General features: G+C 31.1%; 23 protein-coding genes and 5 tRNA genes. 23 read left to right on the forward strand and 5 right to left on the reverse strand.

Annotation, left to right across the window (positions count from 1 at the left end):
- Positions 1-259: 259 nt before the first annotated feature.
- The 4 genes from F7018_RS18545 to F7018_RS13255 form a co-directional block, all read right to left on the reverse strand.
- Entirely contained in the window at positions 260-424 is a 165-nt protein-coding gene (locus tag F7018_RS18545) for a hypothetical protein (protein ID WP_175578734.1), read from the reverse strand.
- A 141-nt stretch (positions 425-565) separates the two neighbouring features.
- A complete protein-coding gene (locus F7018_RS13245; protein ID WP_150900561.1) occupies positions 566-2,155 on the reverse strand; it encodes a vitamin K epoxide reductase family protein in 1,590 nt (529 codons plus the stop codon).
- Between the two features lie 31 nt (positions 2,156-2,186).
- Positions 2,187-4,889 carry a CHAT domain-containing protein gene (locus F7018_RS13250; protein ID WP_150900563.1) on the reverse strand — a complete coding sequence of 901 codons (2,703 nt, stop codon included), beginning with the start codon at positions 4,887-4,889 and terminating at the stop codon, positions 2,187-2,189.
- Positions 4,890-5,375 (reverse strand): hypothetical protein, encoded by a 486-nt coding sequence (locus F7018_RS13255; protein ID WP_150900565.1) that lies wholly within the window; start codon positions 5,373-5,375, stop codon positions 4,890-4,892. It abuts the gene before it with no gap.
- 106 nt (positions 5,376-5,481) lie between these two features.
- Here F7018_RS13255 and F7018_RS13260 point away from each other — a divergent pair, with 106 nt between their 5' ends.
- Both F7018_RS13260 and F7018_RS13265 read left to right on the forward strand, forming a co-directional pair.
- Positions 5,482-6,042 (forward strand): RNA polymerase sigma factor, encoded by a 561-nt coding sequence (locus tag F7018_RS13260; protein WP_150900567.1) that lies wholly within the window; start codon positions 5,482-5,484, stop codon positions 6,040-6,042.
- A complete protein-coding gene (locus F7018_RS13265; protein WP_150900569.1) occupies positions 6,039-6,836 on the forward strand; it encodes a tetratricopeptide repeat protein in 798 nt (265 codons plus the stop codon). Before F7018_RS13260 ends, F7018_RS13265 begins: the two co-directional genes overlap by 4 nt.
- A gap of 4 nt (positions 6,837-6,840) precedes the next feature.
- Here F7018_RS13265 and uvrA read toward each other — a convergent pair whose 3' ends face one another.
- Entirely contained in the window at positions 6,841-9,663 is a 2,823-nt protein-coding gene (gene uvrA, locus F7018_RS13270) for an excinuclease ABC subunit UvrA (protein ID WP_150900570.1), read from the reverse strand.
- 111 nt (positions 9,664-9,774) lie between these two features.
- On the opposite strand from uvrA, the gene F7018_RS13275 reads away from it, so the two are divergent.
- From F7018_RS13275 to rplL, 21 genes are all read left to right on the forward strand, one after another.
- On the forward strand, positions 9,775-10,002 hold the full coding sequence (locus F7018_RS13275) for a PspC domain-containing protein (RefSeq protein WP_150900572.1): 228 nt from the start codon (positions 9,775-9,777) through the stop codon (positions 10,000-10,002).
- On the forward strand, positions 9,999-11,003 hold the full coding sequence (locus tag F7018_RS13280) for a potassium channel family protein (protein ID WP_150900573.1): 1,005 nt from the start codon (positions 9,999-10,001) through the stop codon (positions 11,001-11,003). Before F7018_RS13275 ends, F7018_RS13280 begins: the two co-directional genes overlap by 4 nt.
- 157 nt (positions 11,004-11,160) lie before the next feature.
- Positions 11,161-12,735 carry an alanine/glycine:cation symporter family protein gene (locus F7018_RS13285; protein WP_150900574.1) on the forward strand — a complete coding sequence of 525 codons (1,575 nt, stop codon included), beginning with the start codon at positions 11,161-11,163 and terminating at the stop codon, positions 12,733-12,735.
- A gap of 12 nt (positions 12,736-12,747) precedes the next feature.
- Positions 12,748-13,659: a ComEA family DNA-binding protein gene (locus F7018_RS13290; RefSeq protein WP_150900575.1), complete on the forward strand. Its 912-nt coding sequence runs from the start codon at positions 12,748-12,750 to the stop codon at positions 13,657-13,659.
- 17 nt (positions 13,660-13,676) lie between these two features.
- Entirely contained in the window at positions 13,677-14,843 is a 1,167-nt protein-coding gene (locus F7018_RS13295; RefSeq protein ID WP_150900577.1) for an acyl-CoA dehydrogenase family protein, read from the forward strand.
- 411 nt (positions 14,844-15,254) lie between these two features.
- Positions 15,255-16,637 (forward strand): alpha-amylase, encoded by a 1,383-nt coding sequence (locus tag F7018_RS13300; protein WP_150900579.1) that lies wholly within the window; start codon positions 15,255-15,257, stop codon positions 16,635-16,637.
- Between the two features lie 95 nt (positions 16,638-16,732).
- Complete coding sequence (rpsU, locus tag F7018_RS13305) at positions 16,733-16,930, forward strand: 30S ribosomal protein S21 (RefSeq protein WP_150900580.1); 198 nt, start codon at positions 16,733-16,735, stop codon at positions 16,928-16,930.
- 82 nt (positions 16,931-17,012) lie between these two features.
- Positions 17,013-17,900 carry a tyrosine-type recombinase/integrase gene (locus F7018_RS13310; protein ID WP_150900582.1) on the forward strand — a complete coding sequence of 296 codons (888 nt, stop codon included), beginning with the start codon at positions 17,013-17,015 and terminating at the stop codon, positions 17,898-17,900.
- A gap of 12 nt (positions 17,901-17,912) precedes the next feature.
- Complete coding sequence (locus F7018_RS13315) at positions 17,913-18,221, forward strand: HPF/RaiA family ribosome-associated protein (protein WP_150900584.1); 309 nt, start codon at positions 17,913-17,915, stop codon at positions 18,219-18,221.
- Positions 18,222-18,318: 97 nt separating this feature from the next.
- A tRNA-Thr gene (locus F7018_RS13320) sits at positions 18,319-18,392 on the forward strand.
- Between the two features lie 42 nt (positions 18,393-18,434).
- Positions 18,435-18,517, forward strand: a tRNA-Tyr gene (locus F7018_RS13325).
- Between the two features lie 67 nt (positions 18,518-18,584).
- Positions 18,585-18,657 (forward strand) — tRNA-Gly (locus tag F7018_RS13330).
- 12 nt (positions 18,658-18,669) lie between these two features.
- Positions 18,670-18,742: transfer RNA gene (locus F7018_RS13335), tRNA-Thr, on the forward strand.
- A gap of 77 nt (positions 18,743-18,819) precedes the next feature.
- Complete coding sequence (gene tuf, locus F7018_RS13340) at positions 18,820-20,007, forward strand: elongation factor Tu (protein WP_150900585.1); 1,188 nt, start codon at positions 18,820-18,822, stop codon at positions 20,005-20,007.
- A 68-nt stretch (positions 20,008-20,075) separates the two neighbouring features.
- Positions 20,076-20,148: transfer RNA gene (locus tag F7018_RS13345), tRNA-Trp, on the forward strand.
- Positions 20,149-20,204: 56 nt separating this feature from the next.
- The gene (gene secE, locus F7018_RS13350; RefSeq protein WP_150900586.1) at positions 20,205-20,399 is read left to right on the forward strand and encodes a preprotein translocase subunit SecE; all 195 of its coding nucleotides are present in this window, start codon (positions 20,205-20,207) and stop codon (positions 20,397-20,399) included.
- Positions 20,400-20,415: 16 nt separating this feature from the next.
- On the forward strand, positions 20,416-20,970 hold the full coding sequence (gene nusG, locus F7018_RS13355; protein WP_150900588.1) for a transcription termination/antitermination protein NusG: 555 nt from the start codon (positions 20,416-20,418) through the stop codon (positions 20,968-20,970).
- 66 nt (positions 20,971-21,036) lie between these two features.
- Positions 21,037-21,474, forward strand: coding sequence for a 50S ribosomal protein L11 (gene rplK / locus F7018_RS13360; protein WP_150900589.1), 438 nt, complete (start codon positions 21,037-21,039; stop codon positions 21,472-21,474).
- 20 nt (positions 21,475-21,494) lie between these two features.
- The gene (gene rplA / locus F7018_RS13365) at positions 21,495-22,184 is read left to right on the forward strand and encodes a 50S ribosomal protein L1 (RefSeq protein WP_150900591.1); all 690 of its coding nucleotides are present in this window, start codon (positions 21,495-21,497) and stop codon (positions 22,182-22,184) included.
- Between the two features lie 21 nt (positions 22,185-22,205).
- Entirely contained in the window at positions 22,206-22,721 is a 516-nt protein-coding gene (gene rplJ / locus F7018_RS13370) for a 50S ribosomal protein L10 (protein WP_150900593.1), read from the forward strand.
- Positions 22,722-22,771: 50 nt separating this feature from the next.
- The gene (rplL, locus tag F7018_RS13375; protein WP_150900595.1) at positions 22,772-23,143 is read left to right on the forward strand and encodes a 50S ribosomal protein L7/L12; all 372 of its coding nucleotides are present in this window, start codon (positions 22,772-22,774) and stop codon (positions 23,141-23,143) included.
- Positions 23,144-23,295: the final 152 nt, after the last annotated feature.

A 23,295-nucleotide genomic window follows, 5' to 3' on the forward strand; every position in this document is an offset into this window, starting at 1 on the left:
AAACTTTTTCAAAGTTTTTTTATTGTTAGCCCAGAAATATTTTACTATTTCTGGACTAATATTAATAAGGTTTGTATTTATCTACAAAGCCGAATAAAAACACATTTATTCTTTGTAAGACATTGCAAGATTCTTATAATAAGAATGATTTGTTTTGTGGTATGAATACCTTTTGATGAATTTTTTAAACGACTTTGTTCAAAGCTATACCAAAACTTAAATTATGTTATTAATAGTTGTTTGATATAGTAGTCTTTGTTTAATTACAATCACCAAAAAATGTACATAGACATAGCTCTCTAGACATTTCAACAATTTCATCGCAATAGTCTGGTTCTCTTTTATGATGAGGATGCCCTCCAGTTATAGTTTTTAAGGTTGATTTATTAATAGTTTTTCCAATGTTTAAAATTGATTTTTTCATTTGTAATAAATTTGAAATTTTAATTATTCCCCTGAACTGTTTTAAGACACCCAAGGTTTGTGTCTAATTTTCGCGAAAATATTTTGGTTTCATTTATAGCAATTCCCCCTATTCGAAGCCCTTTTATATTAGCAGTTGTTTTTATTGTATAGCTACCAATTCTTGTGTGTTTTCTTCTAAATCTTCTATAAAGAAGATTAAATCGGTTCTGTTGTACTCTTTAGGAAATGACCTTCCATTTACTAAAATTTCTGGAGTAAAGTTGATTGAATTGTTAATACACCAAGTTTTTTCTCTTTCTAATTCTAAGATGTATAATTCCTTTTGAGTGCATGCCCCATAGGCTTGAAGCCATTTTTCTGGATTTTCTCCTTCATAAATAGCATCCATAGCCTTTAAACAAGTTTCACTCCCTTTTTCATGGTATAGCTCTATTAATCGAGTGGTAATTTTTACAGCGTTATCTTCTGTATTATTAGTATTAATATTAAATCTAATTTTAATTTTTGCACTACTAGAATAACGATGTAAAATCTCATCAATATGCTTGTGTACAGGTTTACAATGTCCGCAAAATGGATTGGTTACAATCGTTAATTCTAAGGCTGAATTTGGATTTCCAAATACGATTTCTTGACTGTTTTGTATCTGTGTGTTTAATTGAGGTGATTTTTGCAACAGACTTTCAAATAATGTATAGTTTCTTTTGAATTTTATATTCTCTATTTTTTCTTTTCTTAAATCTGTTACTTCTGTAACTAATGGTTTTATATAATACCATGCCAACCATGTTAATGAAGCAACAATACCTAATGCTACATAATTGATCACTGTAAAATCAGTGATATACGTATTCGTAATTAATGGGGTAGTAGCTTGTAACCATAAAATCCCTACAATACTTAAACATAACAAACACCATTTTTTTACTACTACATATTGATAATAGATAGAATATAAAGTAATTGGAATGGCTAATAGACTAATAGTATATAAAATGGTTGGATTTGAGATTTGTATTAAGGTTAATAAGGCAAGTCCAGAAAAGTATAAAACACTTAAATCACTAAGTTTATAGCCTTTTATAATTTCTGCTCCTTTAGAAGTTAATACGGCATCACAATCTTTTTTATCATCTGCTCCAGAACAAAAAGCATTTCCTATAGATGTTTTTAGTCCTAATTCTTGCTTTACAATAGCAATACTAGTTATAACTCCAACAATAGATAAAAGTAAGAAAGCCAAAGTGTATAAATTAACTGAGTTTTGATATAAAGTAAAACCGATTAATCCTATTAATAATCCAATTGCTAAAAATTTAGCAAGTTCAGATTTCTTTTCTGGTTGAACATTTTCTTCTGTTTTTTCTACAGCGACAATAATTCCTGTAAACTTTTGAAGAAAAGCTTCTTCTGTATATTTTTCTTTTTTATTGTGAGCATTGTAAACAACATAATCAAGTTGTTTTCTTTCAACAATAACAAGATCTTTTCCTTTATCTGTGTTTATTTGTGCTAAAAAGCAATCAGGAAGTTGCACAAGAGTTTCTTTATTTAGAGGAACATCGGCAGCAACATTTTCTATATTAAAATGGTCTAATACCCCTGTAATAGCATGTAAACTTGGATATGATGGGTGACTTTGTATTTGAAATGCTAATTCATCTTTATCAAAAGCTATACGATTGCTCTTTAATAATCTTTGTACTAAAATAAATAATGTGTCTTGCAAAATTAAGATTGTTTACTAGACAGTTACTTATTTAGCTTTTTGTTACCCTCTTTTTTTGAAAAAAATAAAAAATTAATAAAAACACAACTAAACCTATTGAAATATATAGCCAGATATTATTGTGAAACACAGAAGAAGTGTCACCTATTAACACGAAAGAAGCCCAGTAATAAGGAGACCTTTCAGCTAAAGAGTGGTTTTTAAGATATGTTCTTTTTGCGTTGTTTAGGGCTTCACTTTTAGACTGGTTATCTTTTAAATTTTTATAAAAATCTGTCATTATACTAGTAGTAGCCTTATCATTTACATTCCATAATGAAGAAATAACCGATTTTGTTCCTGAGAAGAAAAAACCTCTAGCTAAACTAAAAACACCTTCTCCTTGTTGTATTTTTCCTAAATTAGTTTCACAAGCACTTAAAACAACCAGATCGGCATTGTTTTTATGAGTATATACTTCATTTAGACTCATCTTTTTATCATGAAAATAAATATGAGGAACACTTGTGTTTCCGTTAGCGTGTGTTGCTAAATGAATAATTTTAGAGTTTAAGCTGTTGTTTATAAACTGTTGTTTAGAGGCTTTCTCATATAAAAAGGTATTACCATTTAAAATTCGATTAATGGTATTGATTTCTTCCTTAGTGTTTTCTAACGTAGTTTTATTAGAAGAAGGAAAGTTAATTGGAGCAAATCCACTAAATTCTTGATTGGTATTTCTTTCTAGTTGGTTATTATAGGTGTTAAAAGAATTAGAGTAAGAATAATGAATATTACTTTTTTCTATTAAGTAAGTTTTAGAGGTGTTATCAATTATTAAAGACTCAAAAGGAATATTAGATAGTTTGTTGTCAGGAATAATATTAATTTCTTTATCCAATAGTGATTCCCTTAATTTCTTAGTAGGGAAAAGCTGTAAATACACATTATTTGAAACTTTGTTAAAAGAGTCAAGTTGTTTTTTGGTAGTTAAGGGAACCCTAATTAGTTTTTTATAGGTATTTAAAGAATTTCTAAGATTTTGAAAATTGTCTCCATCTATAATAACAGTTTTGCTAAATTCTTTGGTTGTAAAAAGAATAATAAGAGCTTCTTTTTTATCTGAAAAAGTATCCCAGATAAATGAAATATTAACATCTTTTGAACCAAGACTTTTTTGTAAAGAAGTTAAAGGGAGTATATCAAAGCTCAAATAATTATTAAAATGCAAGGGATAGGACGTTTTTAGAGAGTCCTTAAGTTTTTTAAATGTAGTTTTAATATGAAATAAAGAGTCTTTTAATTTCTTTTCAGCTTGATTTTGTTGATTATTTAGAAGATCTTCTATACTTAGAATAGTATTATTAAATTTTTGAACACGATTAACCACGGTATTGGGTAGTTTTGATAATGAAGTGTTATTCAAAATGTTTTCAATCAATAATAAAGCTTTGTTTTTTTCGATAAAATAAGAAACTAATTTATTCTTTTTAAGTAGGCTGGATGCATAAGCTCCTTTAAGGTATGCTTCAGAAGCCTGTTGTCTCCAAAATAATTTAGTCTTGGTTTCAAAAAAGTTAGGATTGTCTAAAATTATTTTAATAACATCATTTACGGCATATACATTCAAAATGATTTGTTCTAAATATTCCTCTTTATTTTCTTCTGTGTACAATTTAAACAAGATATCTACTTTTTGTTGCAAACAATATATAAGAAGTTCTTTGTCTGCCCCTTTTGATAGAGTACTTTCTTTAGGGGAACTATAAATACTATAGTTAGTACCAATATTAGTTTCAATAGCCCTATGAATAGCCTTCAAGGCGTTATGTTTTTTGTTATTTAATAAATAAAAACTCGCATAATTGTCTAGTAAATTTGAGGTTGATATTTTATCGGAAGTATATTTAAGCCCTTTATTAATAAAATACTCTGTACTATCTTTTTTTTCTTTTAAATATAAATAAGCAAAATTATTGTAAGTAATGGCCAAATAAGAGGAATCTTGAGTTTTTATATTTTTAAGTAAATATTTTTTAGCATTATGAAAATCATAAATAGAATCATGAGCATAAGTTAATGCCATCTGATTATATAAAGAAAAAACTGCATCATTTTTGATATTTTGTTCATGAAGAATTTTTTCTGCTTTGATTAAAGTTTTAAGAGCAAGTGATATGTGTTTTTTTGTATTGATGTTGTATAAAGTAATAGCATAGTTAATGTATTTTTTAAATAACATTTTATATTTTCTGTTTTCTTCTAATATTCTAAACCCTTTTTCGTAGTAACTTAAAGATTCCTTGATTAGTTCTAATTCGTTATAAATGAGTCCTATTGCGCAATAAGCTTGTCCAGTTTTTTTAGGGTAAATTGTGGGGTGGGCTATGATTTTTTCGAAATACTTAATAGCTTTTGGAAAAGAGTCTAATTCACAAAGAGCATAACCAATTTTATAGAGTTGAATCATATGCTCTTTATCTATTGTATTTTTGACCTGCTCTAATTCAATTTCTAACTTCCCGTATTTAAGAAGTTTTTCATATTCTTTTTGTTTAAATAGTTGTGTAGTGTACTTTTTAAGAATTTGTTTTTTTGTAGATAGAGAGGAGTTTGTTAAAATACTATCTATCTTTTTTTCGTTTAATTTATCTGATAATATATTAAATGTGTTTTGGCCATTCACATAAAAAAAAGTGAATAGCCAAAAACAACTAAATAATATTTTGTTAGGGTTAAAAGTAATTGTTAACATTTAGTCTCTGTAATCAGTTTCTTTATTAGAAGCATATGTATATGAAATAATAAAGTCTTCGTAAGTGGCATCTTTGATTACATCAATAAAATTAACAATTCCCATGTGATTGTATAATTCGCTAAGTACAAGTAGTCTACCTGCTTTTTCAGCTTCCTCATCATCACTTTCTGTAGTGTTAGTAGTAATACCCTTAGGTCCTTTGATAGAAGTAGACACTAACCAAGATTCATTTAAAGGATTCTGTGGATGTTTCGCATATTGTAAATTAACGCTATAAGCTTTATTTATAAAGTAATCTCTATAGTCATCCATTTGTTGCTGTGTAGTTCCAGGTTTAAATGAAAGAATTAAAACTTCCTTGTAACCTGAGTAGATTTCAATATTTGAATTAGTTATTAGATTGTCCTTTTTGATAGTAAAACTAAAAGCAACAAAAGCAAAAATTAATAAAAGGGGTTTGTGTAGTAGGTTAAATTTTTTCATAAAAATTAATTTTAATTAATGTTTTCCTTTATGTTGTGCAGTTTTTTTTATTTCGTTACCCGTGTAAAAATATAAAAACTTTACATTTGTATGTTAACTGGAAAAAATGAATGAAGATTTTTTTTTAAAAGCGCTAGTAAAAGAAAATAAAAAAGCAATACTTACCATTTATAAAAACAATCTACCAAAGGTTAAAAGTTTTGTATTGAAAAATAACGGTAATATAGAAGATGCTGAAGATATTTTTCAAAGAGCTTTATTACAAATAGCTATACGTTATAAAAAGGAACAGTTCTGCATTACTACGAGTTTTGATGCGTATTTGTTTACCGTATGTAAAAACTTATGGCGTAGAGAATTAAATAAACATAAAAATAAGGTAACAAATAGTGAAGTTGTTGAACTGGCTAATGAAGAACGAGAAAACTCATTGGCATTAGTAGAACAAAAACGACAAGAATTGTTTATGGAAAAAATGAAAGAGATTTCAGAAAACTGTAGGCAAATTCTATTTATGTTTTTTGCTAAAACTTCTTATGCTGAGATAGTTTCTGCTACAAAATATAATTCTGAAACTGTGGTTAGGCAGCGTGTTTTTAAATGTAAAAAGAAATTAACAGAAATTATTAAGGCAGATAAAAGATATAATTCATTAAGAGAGATATGAACTTAGAAGATGATATACTAATTGAACGTTTTTTGAGAAAAGAACTTTCTAATGAAGAAAGAACTAATTTTCTTAAAAGAATAGAAATTGATGAAGCGTTTAAAGAATGTTTTTTGTTGGAAAAACGGTTATTAGAATCGTTTAATGATAATGATTGGAGTTTTGCACAGAATATTACTTCTAAAGAAGTAGAAGAATACACAGAACTATTTCGTTCTGAGAAAGGGGTTAGTCTAAAAAACACAATTTCAGAGGTTAATGCGATCTATAAAAAAGAAAGCCAGTCTAAAAAAAGAAAATTATTTTATATTTCAGGAATAGCTGCAACCATAGTATTGTTGATTGTCATAAATCTTTTTAAGGAAGATAATAATTCAACAGATTATTATAATGAATATATTATGTTAAACGAATTACCTTCTTTTATAAATAGAGGAGAAGCTTCCGAAATTAAAAAATTAGTGTCAGCAGAAAACTACTTTAAAAAGAAAGAGTATAAGGAAGTCTTGTCTAATCTGAACAAGATTTCAAATTTAAAATTAAAAGATGGGAACTACTATGTTTATAAGGGGATTTCTTTGATAGAACTTAAGAAATACGATAAAGCAGAAAAAACTTTAGATACTTTAATTAGTGGTGACTTGTTAGATGCTCAAAAAGGATATTGGTATAAAAGCTTATTATTTATAAAAGCGAACCAATTAGATAAAGCTAAAAAAGAGTTGAAATTCATTATAGAAAACAACTACTTTAAACATAAAGAAGCTAAAGAGTTATTAACTAAACTAGATTAAGAATCTAGTTTAGTTCTTTCTTTAAAAACTTTGCGGTATAACTAGTTTTATGTTTAGCTACTTTCTCTGGAGAACCTGTAGTTAAAATTTGTCCACCACCTTTACCACCTTCCATACCAACATCAATAATATGATCGGCAAGTTTGATTACATCAAGGTTATGCTCAATAATTAAAACAGTATTTCCTTTATCAGTTAGTCGGTTTAATACATCCATCAAAACACGAATATCTTCAAAATGTAAACCAGTTGTAGGTTCATCTAAGATGTAGAAAGTATTGCCCGTATCTCTTTTAGATAATTCAGTAGCTAGTTTTATACGTTGTGCTTCTCCACCAGAAAGAGTAGTAGATTGTTGCCCTAGTGTAATATATCCTAAACCAACATCTTTAATGGTTTTTAATTTTCTAAATATTTTAGGAATGTGTTCGAAAAACTCAGTAGCTTCATTAATGGTCATCTCTAAAACATCAGAAATAGATTTTCCTTTATACCTAATTTCTAAAGTTTCTCTATTAAAACGTTTTCCTTGACAAGTTTCACATTCTACATGAACATCAGGTAAAAAGTTCATTTCAATAACACGTACTCCACCACCTTGACAAGTTTCACAACGACCACCTTTTACATTAAAACTAAAGCGACCAGGTTTATAACCTCTAATTGAAGCTTCAGGAGTTTTTGCAAACAAACTTCTAATTTCTCCAAAAGTACCTGTATAAGTGGCGGGGTTAGACCTTGGGGTTCTTCCAATAGGTGATTGGTCAATATCAATAACTTTATCAATATGCTCTAAACCTTCAATCTTTTTATAAGGCATAGGTTTTTTTACACCACGATAAATATGAGCATTTAAAATAGGATAAAGGGTTTCGTTGATTAAGGTAGATTTTCCACTACCAGAAACACCTGTAACACAAATCATTTGTCCAAGAGGAAAAGTAACACTAACATTTTTTAAGTTATTACCCGTAGCTCCTGTAAGCTTGATAAAGTTCCCATTTCCTTTTCTTCTTTCTTTAGGAACAGCGATTTCTTTTCTTTCAGTCAAATAATCTGCAGTTAAAGTACTATGAGATTTTAAATCGTCAAAAGTTCCTTCACTAACAATTTCACCTCCATGACGTCCAGCACCAGGCCCTATATCTAATACAAAATCGGCTTGTTCAATCATGTCTTTGTCATGTTCTACAACTAAAACAGAATTTCCAACATCCCTTAATTTTATAAGTGATTGAATTAACTTTTCGTTATCTCGTTGATGTAAACCAATACTAGGTTCATCTAAAATGTATAATACACCTACAAGTTGAGAACCAATTTGTGTAGCTAAACGAATACGTTGAGCTTCACCACCAGATAATGATTTAGATGTTCTGTCAATGGTTAAATAATCAAGACCTACATCTAATAAAAATTGAACTCGGGTTCTAATTTCTTTTAAAATTTCAGAAGCAATAGTTAGTTGTTTTTCAGTCAACTTATCTTCTATAGTAGAAAACCAATTTGCTAATTCAACAACATCCATTTGTGCTAAATCACTAATGCTTTTATCAGTAATTTTAAAGTGAAGAGCTTCTTTTTTTAATCGCTTACCTTCACAAGTAGAACATTTAACTTCGTCCATAAAGCCTTTAGCCCATCTTTTTATAGTTGAACTTTCAGCATTTTTATATTGACTTTGGATGAAAGAAATAATTCCTTCAAAATCAATTTCATATTTTCTGGTAACTCCAGCTGTTTTAGATTTTATTTCAAATTTTTCCTTGCCGCCATTTAAAATAACATCCATGGCTTCTTTAGGGATTTTATTAATTGGATCGCTTAATTTAAACTTGTATCGTTCAGCAATACTTTGTAATTGTTTAAAAATCCAACTATTTTTTTGCTCTCCTAAAGGAACAATTCCTCCATTTTTTATAGAAATACTAGCATCTGGAATTATTTTTAATTGATTGATTTCATTCGTAATTCCTAGTCCATTACAATGAGAACAAGCTCCTTTTGGTGAGTTAAAAGAAAAAGTATTTGGTTCTGGGTTTGGATAAGCAATCCCAGATGAAGGACACATTAACTCTCTACTGAAATAACGAGGTTTTTCATCATCAACATCAATAACCATTAAAATATTATTACCAGTATATAATGCTGTTTTAATAGTTTCTTCCAATCTTTTGTCGGCAGAAGGATTAACAACTAATCGATCAATAACTACTTCAATATCGTGAGTTTTGTATCGATCTAGTTTCATTCCTTTTTCAATTTCTCTAATCTCACCATCAACACGAACACGAACAAAGCCTTGTTTAGAAATTTGTTCAAACAACTCACGATAATGTCCTTTTCTAGATTTGATTAAAGGAGCAAGAATAGCAATACGTTTGTCGGCAAAATCTTTAAGAATCAGATCTTTTATTTGTTGGTCAGAATAACTCACCATTTTTTCTCCAGTATTGTAAGAATAGGCATCGGCAGCACGAGAGAAAAGTAAACGTAAAAAATCGTAAATTTCTGTAATAGTACCTACGGTAGAACGAGGACTTTTGTTAGTGGTTTTTTGTTCAATCGAAATAACAGGAGAAAGTCCATCTATTTTATCTACGTCAGGTCTTTCTAATCCGCCCAAGAATTGACGAGCATAAGCAGAAAAAGTTTCAATGTATCTACGTTGACCTTCAGCATAAATAGTATCAAATGCTAAAGAAGATTTACCACTACCACTTAAACCAGTAATAACAACTAGCTTTTCACGTGGTATTTTTACGTCGATGTTTTTTAAGTTGTGAGCCCTAGCTCCGTATACCTCAATGTATTCTTGTTCTTTCAAAGTGCCTATTTTTCAGAAAAAAGCAAAGTTACCAAAACCAAACTTATTTTAATACTGATGTTATTAACAAATCGCTGTAAATTGGTATCTTGCCATAAAAAACGGATAAATATGAAATTAATTGACTCGGTACGTCATTTTTTTGAACGACATGGTTTTGCAGTGTCTTCAAGGTTTGCAGATCGTTTAGGGATTAGAACGAGTAATGTACGTTTGTTTTTTATTTATATGTCTTTTGTAACAATAGGATTGTCTTTTGGGATATACCTTATTCTAGCATTTTTATTGAAATTGAAAGATATGATCTATACAAAAAGAACTTCGGTATTTGATTTATGATAAAAAGGGTATTTCGATCAAGGTTATATAAAGCCATCTTTTTCTCAATACTAATTTTAACAATTGGTGTAGCTGGTTATGCTTTGTTATTTGATTACTCTTTTATTGATGCTTTATATATGACTGTAATAACCATAACTACCATTGGTTTTGGTGAAGTACATCCATTTGGAACAGGAGAAAAGGTTTTTACTATAGGATTAATATTATCGAGTCTTTTTATTTTCGGATATGCGGTATCGTCATTTTCAGAATACTTAATAAGTGGGCAATTTTTTCACCGTTTAAAAATAAAAAAAGTGCAAAAAAAAATAGAAAAATTACAAGGCCATACAATAGTTTGTGGTTTTGGAAGAAATGGAAAACAAGCAATTTCAAAACTAAATAGTTATAAGAAAGATTTTGTAGTTGTAGAGAAGGATGAGAGTATAATTAAATTACTTGATGAAAAAGGAGTACTGAATATTGAAGGAGATGCAACTACAGATGAAACGCTAATACGAGCTGGAATTTTAAATGCTAGTAACTTAATTACGGCTTTACCTTCGGATGCAGATAATTTATTTGTTGTGTTAACAGCAAATCAGCTAAATAAAAGTTGTAAAATAATAAGTAGGGCTTCTAAGGAAACCTCTTATAATAAACTTAAAATAGCTGGAGCAGATAATGTAATTATGCCAGATAAACTAGGAGGAGCACATATGGCTTCTTTGGTAGTTACTCCAGATGTTATTGAATTTGTAGATAGGTTAACAATAGAAGGAGATACTACAGCAAATTTAGAAGAAATAGCTATTGATAATTTACCTCACGAATATTTAGATAAGACTATTTTAGATTTAGATTTACGAAAAAAAACAGGTTGTACTGTGATAGGGTACAGGACTTTAGAAAAAGAATATATTATTAATCCAGAAGCTTCTGTAAGACTAACAGCAGGGGCAAATTTGATTGTATTAGGTCGTCCAGAACAAATTATAAAACTTAGAGAATTGTTCTAGTAAATTGATATGAATTTTCTTAAAAATAAATAAATAAAAACCGTTAAAATTTTAAATAAATCTCAAGTAAAAATTACATTTAACGATTAAAACTTGTTGAAAGTACATTTTTTTAAGATATTGCGGGCTACTAATTCAAAAAACAAACATACATATTATGAAGAAAAAGCTTCTAGCGTTGTTATTATTAATGACACCGATGTTAACATTTGCACAAGAAAAAGGTATAGATCAACAAATAGATGAAGTCTTTGGAAATGCTACAGGATGGTTTGTTAATCTAATTTTTTATCAAATAGACTTTGGTGGAGGAATAAAAGTTTTTTGGGTATTATTTCCATTAATATTGGGAGCATTATATTTTACAGTATACTTTAAATTTATAAATTTTAGAGGAATTGCTACATCAATAAATATTGTAAGAGGAAAGTATGATGATTTGGATCATCATGAATCTATGCATGGAGCAGGAGATTTAACAGAGGGAGATCATATTGAGACAATAGCGATAGAAGATCATGAAGGAGAGGTGTCGCATTTTCAAGCATTAACAGCAGCGTTGTCAGCTACGGTTGGTTTGGGTAATATTGCAGGAGTAGCAATTGCAGTTTCTATAGGTGGTGCAGGAGCAACTTTTTGGATGATTATAGCAGGGTTTTTAGGTATGGCGTCTAAATTTGTTGAATGTACTTTAGGGGTAAAATATCGTGATATCGAGTCAGACGGAACAGTTTATGGTGGACCAATGTATTATTTGACAAAAGGATTGAAAAATAAAACTTTAGGTAAGGTGTTAGCTGCTTTGTTTGCAATCTTCGTAATTGGAGGTTCTTTTGGAGGAGGAAATATGTTTCAGGTAAACCAAGCGTTTCAGTTAGTTGAAAATATAACAGGAGGAGAAGCATCTGCTTTACATGGAAAAGGATGGTTGTTTGGAATTGTTATGGCTGTATTAGTAGGTATAGTTATTATAGGTGGAATTAAAAAAATCGCTAAAGTAACTGACAAAATAGTACCTTTTATGGTTGCTATATATGTAGCCGCTTCTTTATTTGTGATTTTTACAAATGTTAATATGATAGGAGATGCTTTTATGCAAATTATAAATGGAGCATTTAGTCCTGAAGGTGTAGCTGGTGGAGCAATAGGAGTTTTAGTGCAAGGGTTTAGAAGAGCAGCTTTTTCAAATGAGGCAGGTGTTGGTTCTGCATCTATCGCACATTCAGCAGTAAAAACAAAATATGCAGCATCAGAAGGATTAGTAGCGTTATTAGAGCCATTTATTGATACAGTAGTAGTTTGTACAATGACAGCTTTAGTATTGATAATTACAGGAAACGTAACTTCAGAAAATGCTGGCTTAAATGATGCACAAGCAATTTTATTAACATCAGGAGCTTTTGAATCAGCAATTTCATGGTTCCCTTATGTTTTAACAATTGCAGTTGTATTGTTTGCATTTAGTACTATGATTTCTTGGTCTTACTATGGATTTCAAGGATGGGCTTATTTATTTGGAAGAAGTAAAAAAATGGAATATACTTATAAAGTTATATTTTGTATTTTCGTAGTAATAGGTTCTGCAGCAAGCTTAGGTTCTGTAATAGGTTTTTCAGATGCTATGATTTTTGCTATGATGGTTCCAAATATGATAGGTATTGTAATGTTAGCTCCAAAAGTAAAAGATGAGTTATCAAAATACATGAAAGCAATAAAAGATTTTGCTGGATAAAAAAGAAAAACGATGAAAAATATTAAATCCCATTTCTGGTATAACAAACGCCAAAGAAATGGGATTTTCTTTTTAATAATACTTATAGTTGTATTGCAAAGTATTTATTTGTTTGTAGACTTTTCTTCAAACGATATAATTAACAATGATACAGAAGAGTTATTAGTCTTTAAAAATAAGATTGATAGCTTAAAAAGAGTAGCTATAGAAAAAAGAAAGTTTAAAATATACCCTTTCAATCCAAATTACATTACCGATTATAAAGGATATCAGTTGGGTATGTCTGTAGAAGAAATAGATAGGTTACATGCATATAGAAACCTAAATAGATATGTGAATTCTAAAAAAGAGTTCCAAAAAATAACTGAGGTGTCCGATAGTCTATTAAATAAGATAGCTCCATACTTTAAGTTTCCAGATTGGGTTGTTAATAGAAATAAGCGGGAAAAAGAAAAGAAAGCTTTGCTTGTTAGGAGAAATAAGATAGAATCTAATACTATTGAAAATATAGTAAAATTAGTTTCAACTAATGATATAAATAAAGCGACAAAAAAAGATTTTGAAACAGTAAATGGAGTTGGCGAGGTTATTGCTGCACGTATTTTAAAATATAGAAAGAAGATACAAGGATTTACTTATAAAGAGCAATTGGATGAAGTTTGGGGTTTAGAAAAAGAAATAATCAATGATATTTTATCAAAATTTAAAATAGATAGAAAACCAAAGATTGAAAAAATAAATGTAAATACGGCTACGTTTAAAGAAGTACTTAAAAATCCATATATAGATTATGATTTATGTAAAAAGATTTTTGAATATAGAGATGAAGTGGCAGAATTACAAGATATATCAGAATTAAAAAATATAGATGGATTCCCAGTAGATAAATACGGGAGAATAGTTTTATATTTGGAAGCAAAATAAACAAACAACAACAAAATATATACAGTATGTATTTTACTGAAGAACACGAGGCGTTTCGTCAAAGCTTTAAGGAGTTTTTACAAAAGGAGGTTTCTCCTTATATAGATAAATGGGAAAAAGAAGGAACAGTTGAACGTTTTATTTGGAAGAAATTCGGAGAAATGGGATACTTTGGTTTAAATCAACCAGAAGAATATGGAGGATTAAACCTTGATCTTTTTTATACCGTAATCTTTTTAGAAGAGCTGCAAAAAATAAACTCAGGTGGTTTTGCAGCAAATATGTGGGCGCATGCATATTTAGCAATGACACATTTAAATAAAGAAGGAGATGATAGAATTAAGAGAGAATATTTAACTCCAAGTATAGATGGAGAAAAAATAGGGTGCTTATGTATATCAGAACCATTTGGAGGTAGTGATGTGGCAGGAATGAGAACTACAGCGATAAAAGATGGAGATACTTATGTGATAAATGGATCAAAAACCTTTATTACAAATGGAGTGTATTCAGATTACTTAGTTGTAGCAGCAAAAACAAATCCAGAAGATAAACATAAAGGGATGAGTATTTTTGTTGTAGATAGAGAAACTCCAGGGATATCATCTACAAAATTAGATAAATTAGGATGGAGAGCATCAGATACAGCAGAAATAGCTTTTGATAATGTTGTGATTCCTGCAGAAAATTTAATGGGAGAAGAAGGAAAAGGTTTCCCTTATATTATGCAGCATTTTGCTTTAGAACGTTTAGTAATGGGAGTTAATGCTCATGCAAGAGCAGAGTATGCTTTAGATTATGTAGTGCAGTATATGAGCGAAAGAGAAGCTTTTGGGAAAACATTAGATAAGTTTCAAGCATTACGCCATAAAGTTGCAGAGATGGCAAGTAGAATAGATATGTGTAAAGAATATAACTATTCAATTACAAAGAGGCTTAATGATGGTAATTATGTGGTAAAGGAAGCTAGTATGAGTAAATTATTATCGACTAAAATGGCTGATGAAGTAATTTACGATGCATTACAATTATTAGGAGGTTATGGTTATATGGAAGAATATCCTTTAGCACGTTTATTAAGAGATAGCCGATTAGGTCCAATAGGAGGTGGTACCTCTGAAATCTTAAAAGAGATTATCGCAAAAATGGTAATCGATAAGAAAGAGTATAAGCCAGCAACTTAATATTGTTTTTAGATTGACTTTTTTGCGAAAATACTTTCGGTATTGCAAAAATGGTAATCGATAAGAAAGAATATAAGCCAGCGACTTAAAACTGTTTTTAGATTAATCTTTTTGCGAAAATACCTCCGGTATCGCAAAAATGGTAATCGATAAGAAGGAGTATAAGCCAGCGACGTAATTGTTTTTTGATAAGGTCAATTTATTTTTGTTAAATGTTGACTTTGTAATCAAAATGATAAAAAAATAAAAACCACTCGTTTAATGAGTGGTTTTTTTGTGAAATTAACTTTTTGAGAAGGAAAAAAATTAAAAGTCAATAAGTTTTCAACACGAAAACGATTTCGGAGCTATAACGATTTCGCGGTCTGAAATTCAATGTATAACTTGAAACCAAATTTAAAAATATATTAAATGAAAACTCTTCAAAAAAAGCATTGGTTTCTTGTACCAATCATAACAGTTTTCTTAGGATGTTCAGCAGAATTATCAGAAGAATTAGATGTAAAATCACAAGAAAAAGAAATAATACAAGCTTCAGCAAGACCAGGTTTAAAACCAATAGGAACTGGAGTCATGATGCAAGCATTTTATTGGGATGTACCAGCAGGAGGAAATTGGTGGAATACAGTTAAAGGTAAAGTACAAGATTGGAGTAATGCTGGAATGGATGCTATTTGGTTACCACCAGCAACAAAAGCACAAAATGGAGCTCTGTCTATGGGATATGATCCATTTGATTATTTTGATTTTGGAAAGTATAATCAAATGGGAAGCGTTGAAACAAGGTTTGGTTCAGAGGATGAATTAAAGAGTTTGATTTCAACTGCACATGGAGCGCAGTTAAGTGTAATAGCGGATATTGTTATTAATCATAACAGTGGAGGACAAAGTGAACATAACCCAGTAAATAACCAAAGCTATTGGACAAAGTTTACACCACTTTCAGGAAAATTCCATCGAACATATAATGACTTTCATCCAAATCATAATCATACGAGTGATACAGGAGTATTTGGAGGTTTTCCAGATTTATGCCATCATCAAGTAAGAGTTCAAAATGAGTTATGGAAAAACCCAGAGTCAGTTGCAAAATATTATAAGAATGTAATGGGATTTGATGGTTGGCGTTTTGATTATGTAAAAGGTTTTGAACCATGGGTTGTAAAAGATTGGAAAAATGAAGTAGGAGGATTTACAGTTGGAGAATACTGGGATGGAAATGCAGGTACTTTAGATTGGTGGTCAGGACAAGCAGAAGCAAGTGCATTTGATTTTGCATGTTATTATAGAATGAAAGACGCATTTGATGGTAATAACTTAAATAAGTTAAACGAAGATATGTTATGGAAGAGAAATGCGAGTAGAGCGGTAACATTTGTAACTAATCACGATACGAATGAAATCTATGGAGGTAAAATGTTAGCCTATGCATATATATTAACGCATGAAGGGTATCCAACAATGTTTTATAGAGATTATGAAGAATGGTTAAATAAAGAAAGGTTAAATAATTTAATTTGGATACATAATAACTTAGCGGGTGGAAGTACTACAAACCTATATACAGACAATGATGAATATATTGCAAGAAGAAATGGACACAATAATGCAGGTTTAGTAGTGTATATTAACAATGCAAATCATTGGCAAGAGCGTTGGATAGAAACCAATTGGTCAAATACTCGAATTAAAGATTATACTGGACATTCTTCATGGGAACCTGTAACACAAGGAGGAAAGTGGGTTAAAATACAAGTACCGCCAAAAAGCTACTCAGTTTGGGCTCCAAAATAAAATAATTTTTTTGCAGGTTAATTAAAAAATACTCAGTACCTTTGCAGTCCTAAAATAATAAATTTAGAGACTACAATGAAAGGAGGTGCTAACAAATGTTAATTATTCCAGTAAAAGAAGGAGAGAATATCGATAGAGCGTTAAAACGTTATAAGCGTAAATTTAGTAATACTAAAACGTTAAAACAATTACGTGACAGAAAGCAGTTTAATAAGCCATCTGTTGTAAAGCGTGCTCAGAAGATAAAAGCATCTTACGTTCAGAGTTTAAGAACAAAAGAAGAAATAGGTTAGTAATAAGCTATTTTAAAGATATAAAACCTGTATTGATTTCGATACAGGTTTTTTTGTACATTTATTTTAAATAAACTTTCAAATGTTATTAGAAGCTTTTCTAGAATACTTAACTCATGAGAAAAAGTATTCAAAACATACAATTCAAGCATACAAAACTGATTTAATTGCTTTTAGAGATTTTTGTGTAGTTGAATATGAAGAAGAAAAACTAACAGAAATTCATTATAATCAAATTAGGCCTTGGATGGTGAGTTTGATAAATGAAGGTATTTCAAATAGGAGTGTGAATAGAAAAATGAGCTCTTTAAAAACGTTCTATACTTTTTTACAAAAAATAGGAGAGGTTAAAGTAAATCCCTTATCAAAGCACAAAGCATTAAAAGTTCAAAAAAAAATACAAGTACCTTTTGATCAAAATGAGGTGGGAGAAGTTTTGGATATTATGAAGGAAGGCACCGATTTTGAATCGGTAAGAGACCGCTTAATAGTAGAGTTATTGTATTCAACAGGAGTTAGAAGAACAGAGTTAATAAATATCAAAGAAAAGGATGTTGATTTTGTTAAGAAAGTTATAAAGGTTTTAGGGAAAAGAAATAAAGAAAGATATATAATGTTGTTGCCAACGGTGTTAGATACTTTGAATCAGTATATTGATTTAAAAAAAGACTATGAGTTGGAAAATGTAGCTGAACTTTTGATAACCAAAAAGGGAGTTAAAATTTATGAAACTCTTGTTTACCGAATAATAAATGCGTACTTTAGTAGGGTGTCAACTAAAGCAAAAAAAAGTCCACATATCTTAAGGCATGCTTTTGCTACACATTTACTTAATAATGGTGCGTCATTAGATTCGGTTAAAGAATTACTAGGGCATTCAAGTTTAGCCTCCACTCAAGTTTATACGCACAATAACTTGGAGCAAATAAAGAAAGTATATAACAGTGCTCACCCTAGGGAGCCTAATTAAAGATTGAAAATTATGAAAGTATTCACGCAGTCAGTAAACTTTACAGCAGATAAAAAGTTGATAAGTTACATAGAAAAGAAAGTAGGAGGTTTAGAAAGGTTTCATGATAAAATAGTAGACGTAGAGGTTTTTTTAAAAGTTCAAAATACTAGTGAAAAAGAAAATAAAATATCTGAAATTAAAATTAATATTCCAGGAAGTGAGTTGATGGTGAAAAAACAAACAAAAACCTTTGAAGAGGGTGTCAGCATTGCGATTGAATCATTAAAAAGAAGCCTGAAAAAATCAAAAGAAAAACATAGAGATTCATTGGTTTCATAAAAAGATAAAAAATATTTCAAAAAAGTTTTAAAAATTAAAAATTACTTTATACATTTGCAGTCCGTTAGAAATAGCGGATTGTTTTTTTATAACAATTGCCGATGTAGCTCAGCTGGCTAGAGCAGCTGATTTGTAATCAGCAGGTCGGGGGTTCGAGTCCCTTCATCGGCTCAAGTTCTTAAACAAAACGGATAAGATTTTATTGAAAATCTTGGGGAGATTCCAGAGCGGCCAAATGGGACGGACTGTAACTCCGTTGTCTTACGACTTCGCAGGTTCGAATCCTGCTCTCCCCACTTTTTTAAAACTGAAAAAATGATTTTTAAATCTAGGTTTAATTATTAAATTAGCGGTTTTAAATAGGCGAGAGTAGCTCAGTTGGTAGAGCGTCAGCCTTCCAAGCTGAATGTCGCCGGTTCGAACCCGGTCTCTCGCTCTAAAATTCCAAGCCGGTGTAGCTCAGTTGGTAGAGCGCATCCTTGGTAGGGATGAGGTCACCGGTTCAAATCCGGTCATTGGCTCTTTTTTAGTGAAAAGAGTTTAAAAGAGTTTTAAAATAACACTAAATATATTTAACTAAGAATTAAAATTAATAATCATGGCAAAAGGAACTTATGATCGTTCGAAACCGCATTTAAATGTTGGTACTATTGGTCACGTAGATCACGGTAAAACTACTTTAACTGCTGCAATTACTAAAGTATTAGCTGATGCAGGATTTTCTGAACAAAGAGCTTTTGATCAAATCGATAACGCTCCAGAAGAAAAAGAAAGAGGTATAACAATTAACTCTTCTCACGTAGAGTATGCAACTGCAAACCGTCACTACGCGCACGTAGACTGTCCAGGTCACGCCGATTATGTAAAGAACATGGTAACTGGTGCTGCTCAAATGGATGGAGCTATCTTAGTAGTAGCTGCAACAGATGGTCCAATGCCACAAACTCGTGAGCACATCTTATTAGGACGTCAGGTAGGTATTCCACGTATCGTTGTTTTCTTAAACAAAGTTGATATGGTTGATGATGAGGAGTTATTAGAGCTAGTAGAAATGGAAGTTAGAGACTTATTATCTTTCTACGAGTACGATGGAGATAACGGTCCTGTTGTTGCTGGTTCTGCTTTAGGAGCTTTAAATGGAGAGCAAAAGTGGGTTGATACAGTTTTAGAATTAATGGAAGCTGTTGATACTTGGATTGAAGAGCCACCAAGAGATACTGAAAAAGATTTCTTAATGCCAATCGAGGATGTGTTCTCAATTACAGGTCGTGGTACAGTTGCTACTGGTCGTATTGAAACAGGAATCATCAACTCTGGAGATCCAGTAGAGATTATCGGTATGGGTTCTGAGAAGTTAACTTCTACAGTAACTGGTATTGAAATGTTCCGTCAAATCTTAGATAGAGGTGAGGCTGGAGATAACGCAGGTATCTTATTAAGAGGTATTGCTAAGGAAGATATCAAGAGAGGTATGGTAATCTGTAAGCCAGGTTCAGTAACTCCACACGCTAAATTTAAAGCTGAGGTATACGTTTTAAAGAAAGAAGAAGGTGGACGTCACACTCCATTCCACAATAACTACCGTCCACAATTCTACGTACGTACAACTGACGTAACTGGTAACATTAACTTACCTGATGGAGTAGAGATGGTAATGCCAGGAGATAACTTAACTATTACAGTTGATTTAATCCAACCAATTGCATTAAACATTGGTTTACAGTTCGCAATCCGTGAAGGAGGTAGAACAGTAGGTGCAGGTCAGGTAACTGAAATTTTAGACTAATTAATAATTAGTTTACAGCATAAAAAAAGGAGTCTCTTTAAATAGAGAGGCTCCTTTCAAAATGAAATACGGGTTTAGCTCAGTTGGTAGAGCACTGGTCTCCAAAACCAGGTGTCGGGGGTTCGAGTCCCTCAATCCGTGCAAAAATCAAAGCGAGTTACGGTTTAAATACTGTAGCTCGTTAAAAGGATAAAAACATGAATAAATTTATACAATACATCAAGGATTCTTTTGAAGAATTAAATACAAACATGACTTGGTCATCTCGTGAAGAAGCTCAAAAGTCAACTGTAGTGGTTGCTGCATTTACAATTGTTTTTGCATTAGCAGTAGCAAGTATTGATAAATTTTTTCATACTGGATTAGACTGGTTCTTTAACCAATTTAACTAGATATAATTTTTAGATTATGGCGGCAGATAATTCAGTAATGAAGTGGTATGTTGTAAGAGCTGTTGGAGGTCAAGAAAATAAGGTTAAAACTTATATTGAGACTGAGATTGCTCGTTTTGGATTATCAGATTATGTTAATCAAGTAATAGTCCCAACAGAGAAAGTTATTCAAGTAAGAAACGGAAAGAAAATAAATAGAGAAAGAGTTTATTTTCCAGGTTATGTAATGGTTGAAGCTAACTTAGCAGGGGAGGTTCCTCACGTAATTAAATCAGTAACTGGAGTTATTGGTTTTTTAGGTGAAACAAAAGGAGGAGAGCCTGTGCCAATGCGTAAATCGGAAGTAAACAGAATGTTAGGTAAAGTTGATGAACTTTCTGTTAGAGATGAAAATGTCGCAATTCCTTATTCAGTTGGAGAAACTGTAAAAGTAATCGACGGTCCTTTTAATGGATTCGATGGAACAGTTGAAAAAGTTAATGAGGAAAAACGTAAATTAGAAGTGATGGTAAAGATTTTCGGAAGAAAAACACCATTAGAGCTAAATTACATGCAAGTAGAGAAAATATAATTGTTACACCTATATTTAGAGATGTTTAAAGCTTCCAATTTAAATATCTTGATTAAATCTTAAACAATGGCAAAAGAAGTAAGTAAATTAGTTAAACTACAAGTTAGGGGAGGTGCTGCGAATCCGTCGCCACCAGTTGGACCCGCTTTAGGTGCTGCCGGGGTTAATATCATGGAGTTCTGTAAGCAGTTTAATGCTCGTACACAGGACAAGCAAGGTAAAGTATTACCTGTTGTGATTACAGTTTATACAGACAAATCTTTCGAGTTTGTTGTAAAAACACCACCAGCTGCAGTACAATTATTAGAAGCGGCCAAAATTAAGAAAGGTTCAGGAGAACCTAATAGGAAAAAAGTAGCAAGCGTTTCTTGGGATCAGATTCGTGGAATTGCAGAAGACAAAATGCCTGATTTAAATGCATTTGAAGTTGAGTCTGCAATGAGAATGATTGCTGGAACTGCTCGTTCTATGGGATTAACAGTAACAGGTGATGCACCTGCTTAAACTTTAAAAGATATTTAGAAATGGCAATTACTAAAAAGCAAAAGGAAGCTCGTGCTAAGATAGATAGATCTAAAGTTTATAGCTTAGGAGATGCATCAGCTTTAGTTAAAGAAATTACAAATGTGAAATTTGACGCATCTGTAGATTTAGCAGTACGTTTAGGAGTAGATCCTCGTAAAGCAAATCAAATGGTACGTGGAGTTGTTACATTACCACACGGAACAGGAAAAGACGTAAAAGTATTAGCATTAGTTACTCCAGATAAAGAAGCAGAAGCAAAAGAAGCTGGTGCGGATTATGTTGGATTAGATGAGTACCTTCAAAAAATTAAAGGTGGTTGGACTGATGTTGACGTTATTATTACAATGCCTAGCGTTATGGGTAAATTAGGTCCTTTAGGTCGTATTTTAGGACCAAGAGGTTTAATGCCAAACCCAAAGACAGGAACAGTAACTATGGACGTTGCAAAAGCAGTACAAGAAGTAAAAGCTGGTAAAATTGACTTCAAAGTTGATAAGACTGGTATTGTACATGCTGCAATTGGAAAAGTATCTTTCGATGCTAAGAAGATTGAAGAAAATGCAAATGAGTTAATACAAACATTAATTAAATTAAAGCCAACAGCTGCTAAAGGTGCTTATATTAAGAGTATTTTTATGTCTTCTACTATGAGTCCTAGTGTTGCTGTAGATGAAAAATCTGTATCATAAGGCAGTTAAAACTTTTTAATTATGACTAGAGAAGACAAATTACAAGTAATAGAAGATTTAACAGCACAATTAGGAGATACTGGTACTATCTATTTAGCAGATATTTCTGGATTAGATGCAGTAACTACATCTAACTTACGTAGAGCTTGTTTTAAGGCTAACGTTAAATTGGCTGTTGTAAAAAACACAATGCTTGCTAAAGCAATGGAAGCTTCAGATAAAGATTTTGGAGACTTACAAAGTGTTTTAAAAGGTAATACTTCTATAATGATTGCTGAAGCTGCAAATGCACCAGCAAAAGTTATAAAAGAGTTCAGAAAAAAATCAGATAAGCCTTTATTAAAAGGAGCTTTTGTTGAAGAGGCAGTTTACATTGGAGATGACCAATTAGATGCTCTTGTTAACATCAAATCTAGAGAAGAGCTTATTGGAGATATCATTGGATTATTACAATCTCCAGCTAAAAATGTTGTTTCAGCTTTACAATCAGGTGGAAACAAACTTTCAGGTATTCTTACAACGTTATCTGAAAAATAATTACGCGCACTAATAAACTAAAATAAATAAAATTTCAAAAAACAATTAAAATGGCAGATTTAAAAGATTTCGCAGAACAATTAGTTAACTTAACAGTAAAAGAAGTTAATGATTTAGCTACTATCTTAAAAGAAGAGTATGGTATTGAGCCAGCAGCAGCAGCAGTAGCAGTAGCAGGTCCAGCAGCAGGAGGTGATGCAGCAGAGGAAAAAACTGAATTCGATGTGATCTTAAAAGCAGCAGGAGGTTCTAAATTAGCAGTTGTAAAGTTAGTTAAAGAATTAACTGGATTAGGATTAAAAGATGCTAAAGCAATCGTTGATAGCGCTCCAGCACCAATCAAAGAAGCAGTATCTAAAGATGAGGCAGAAGGTCTTAAGAAGTCTTTAGAAGAAGCAGGAGCTGAGGTAGAGCTTAAGTAAGCTATACTCCCGAATTAAAACGGGAAAAAACAATTAAGGTTTAGGTACTAGAAACGCATGTTTTTAGTCCTAAACCATTTTGTGTATATATTCGTTCTTTATTTATCACAATTTGAAATTGTGATTTTACGACTATAAAGTGTTGGTTTTTA

Source organism: Tenacibaculum aiptasiae, assembly GCF_008806755.1.
Lineage (GTDB): Bacteria > Bacteroidota > Bacteroidia > Flavobacteriales > Flavobacteriaceae > Polaribacter > Polaribacter aiptasiae.

Bases quoted from the DNA above. Each gene is read 5' to 3' on its own strand.
- rplA (WP_150900591.1), top strand. From the start codon at position 21,495: ATGGCAATTACTAAAAAGCAAAAGGAAGCTCGTGCTAAGATAGATAGA.
- secE (WP_150900586.1), top strand. From the start codon at position 20,205: ATGAATAAATTTATACAATACATCAAGGATTCTTTTGAAGAATTAAAT.
- F7018_RS13315 (WP_150900584.1), top strand. From the start codon at position 17,913: ATGAAAGTATTCACGCAGTCAGTAAACTTTACAGCAGATAAAAAGTTG.
- F7018_RS13285 (WP_150900574.1), top strand. From the start codon at position 11,161: ATGAAGAAAAAGCTTCTAGCGTTGTTATTATTAATGACACCGATGTTA.
- F7018_RS13300 (WP_150900579.1), top strand. From the start codon at position 15,255: ATGAAAACTCTTCAAAAAAAGCATTGGTTTCTTGTACCAATCATAACA.
- F7018_RS13265 (WP_150900569.1), top strand. From the start codon at position 6,039: ATGAACTTAGAAGATGATATACTAATTGAACGTTTTTTGAGAAAAGAA.
- F7018_RS13260 (WP_150900567.1), top strand. From the start codon at position 5,482: ATGAATGAAGATTTTTTTTTAAAAGCGCTAGTAAAAGAAAATAAAAAA.
- rpsU (WP_150900580.1), top strand. From the start codon at position 16,733: ATGTTAATTATTCCAGTAAAAGAAGGAGAGAATATCGATAGAGCGTTA.
- F7018_RS13255 (WP_150900565.1), bottom strand. From the start codon at position 5,375: ATGAAAAAATTTAACCTACTACACAAACCCCTTTTATTAATTTTTGCT.
- rplL (WP_150900595.1), top strand. From the start codon at position 22,772: ATGGCAGATTTAAAAGATTTCGCAGAACAATTAGTTAACTTAACAGTA.
- F7018_RS13250 (WP_150900563.1), bottom strand. From the start codon at position 4,889: ATGTTAACAATTACTTTTAACCCTAACAAAATATTATTTAGTTGTTTT.
- F7018_RS13310 (WP_150900582.1), top strand. From the start codon at position 17,013: ATGTTATTAGAAGCTTTTCTAGAATACTTAACTCATGAGAAAAAGTAT.
- F7018_RS13275 (WP_150900572.1), top strand. From the start codon at position 9,775: ATGAAATTAATTGACTCGGTACGTCATTTTTTTGAACGACATGGTTTT.
- F7018_RS13290 (WP_150900575.1), top strand. From the start codon at position 12,748: ATGAAAAATATTAAATCCCATTTCTGGTATAACAAACGCCAAAGAAAT.
- tuf (WP_150900585.1), top strand. From the start codon at position 18,820: ATGGCAAAAGGAACTTATGATCGTTCGAAACCGCATTTAAATGTTGGT.
- rplK (WP_150900589.1), top strand. From the start codon at position 21,037: ATGGCAAAAGAAGTAAGTAAATTAGTTAAACTACAAGTTAGGGGAGGT.
- F7018_RS13280 (WP_150900573.1), top strand. From the start codon at position 9,999: ATGATAAAAAGGGTATTTCGATCAAGGTTATATAAAGCCATCTTTTTC.
- nusG (WP_150900588.1), top strand. From the start codon at position 20,416: ATGGCGGCAGATAATTCAGTAATGAAGTGGTATGTTGTAAGAGCTGTT.
- F7018_RS18545 (WP_175578734.1), bottom strand. From the start codon at position 424: ATGAAAAAATCAATTTTAAACATTGGAAAAACTATTAATAAATCAACC.
- rplJ (WP_150900593.1), top strand. From the start codon at position 22,206: ATGACTAGAGAAGACAAATTACAAGTAATAGAAGATTTAACAGCACAA.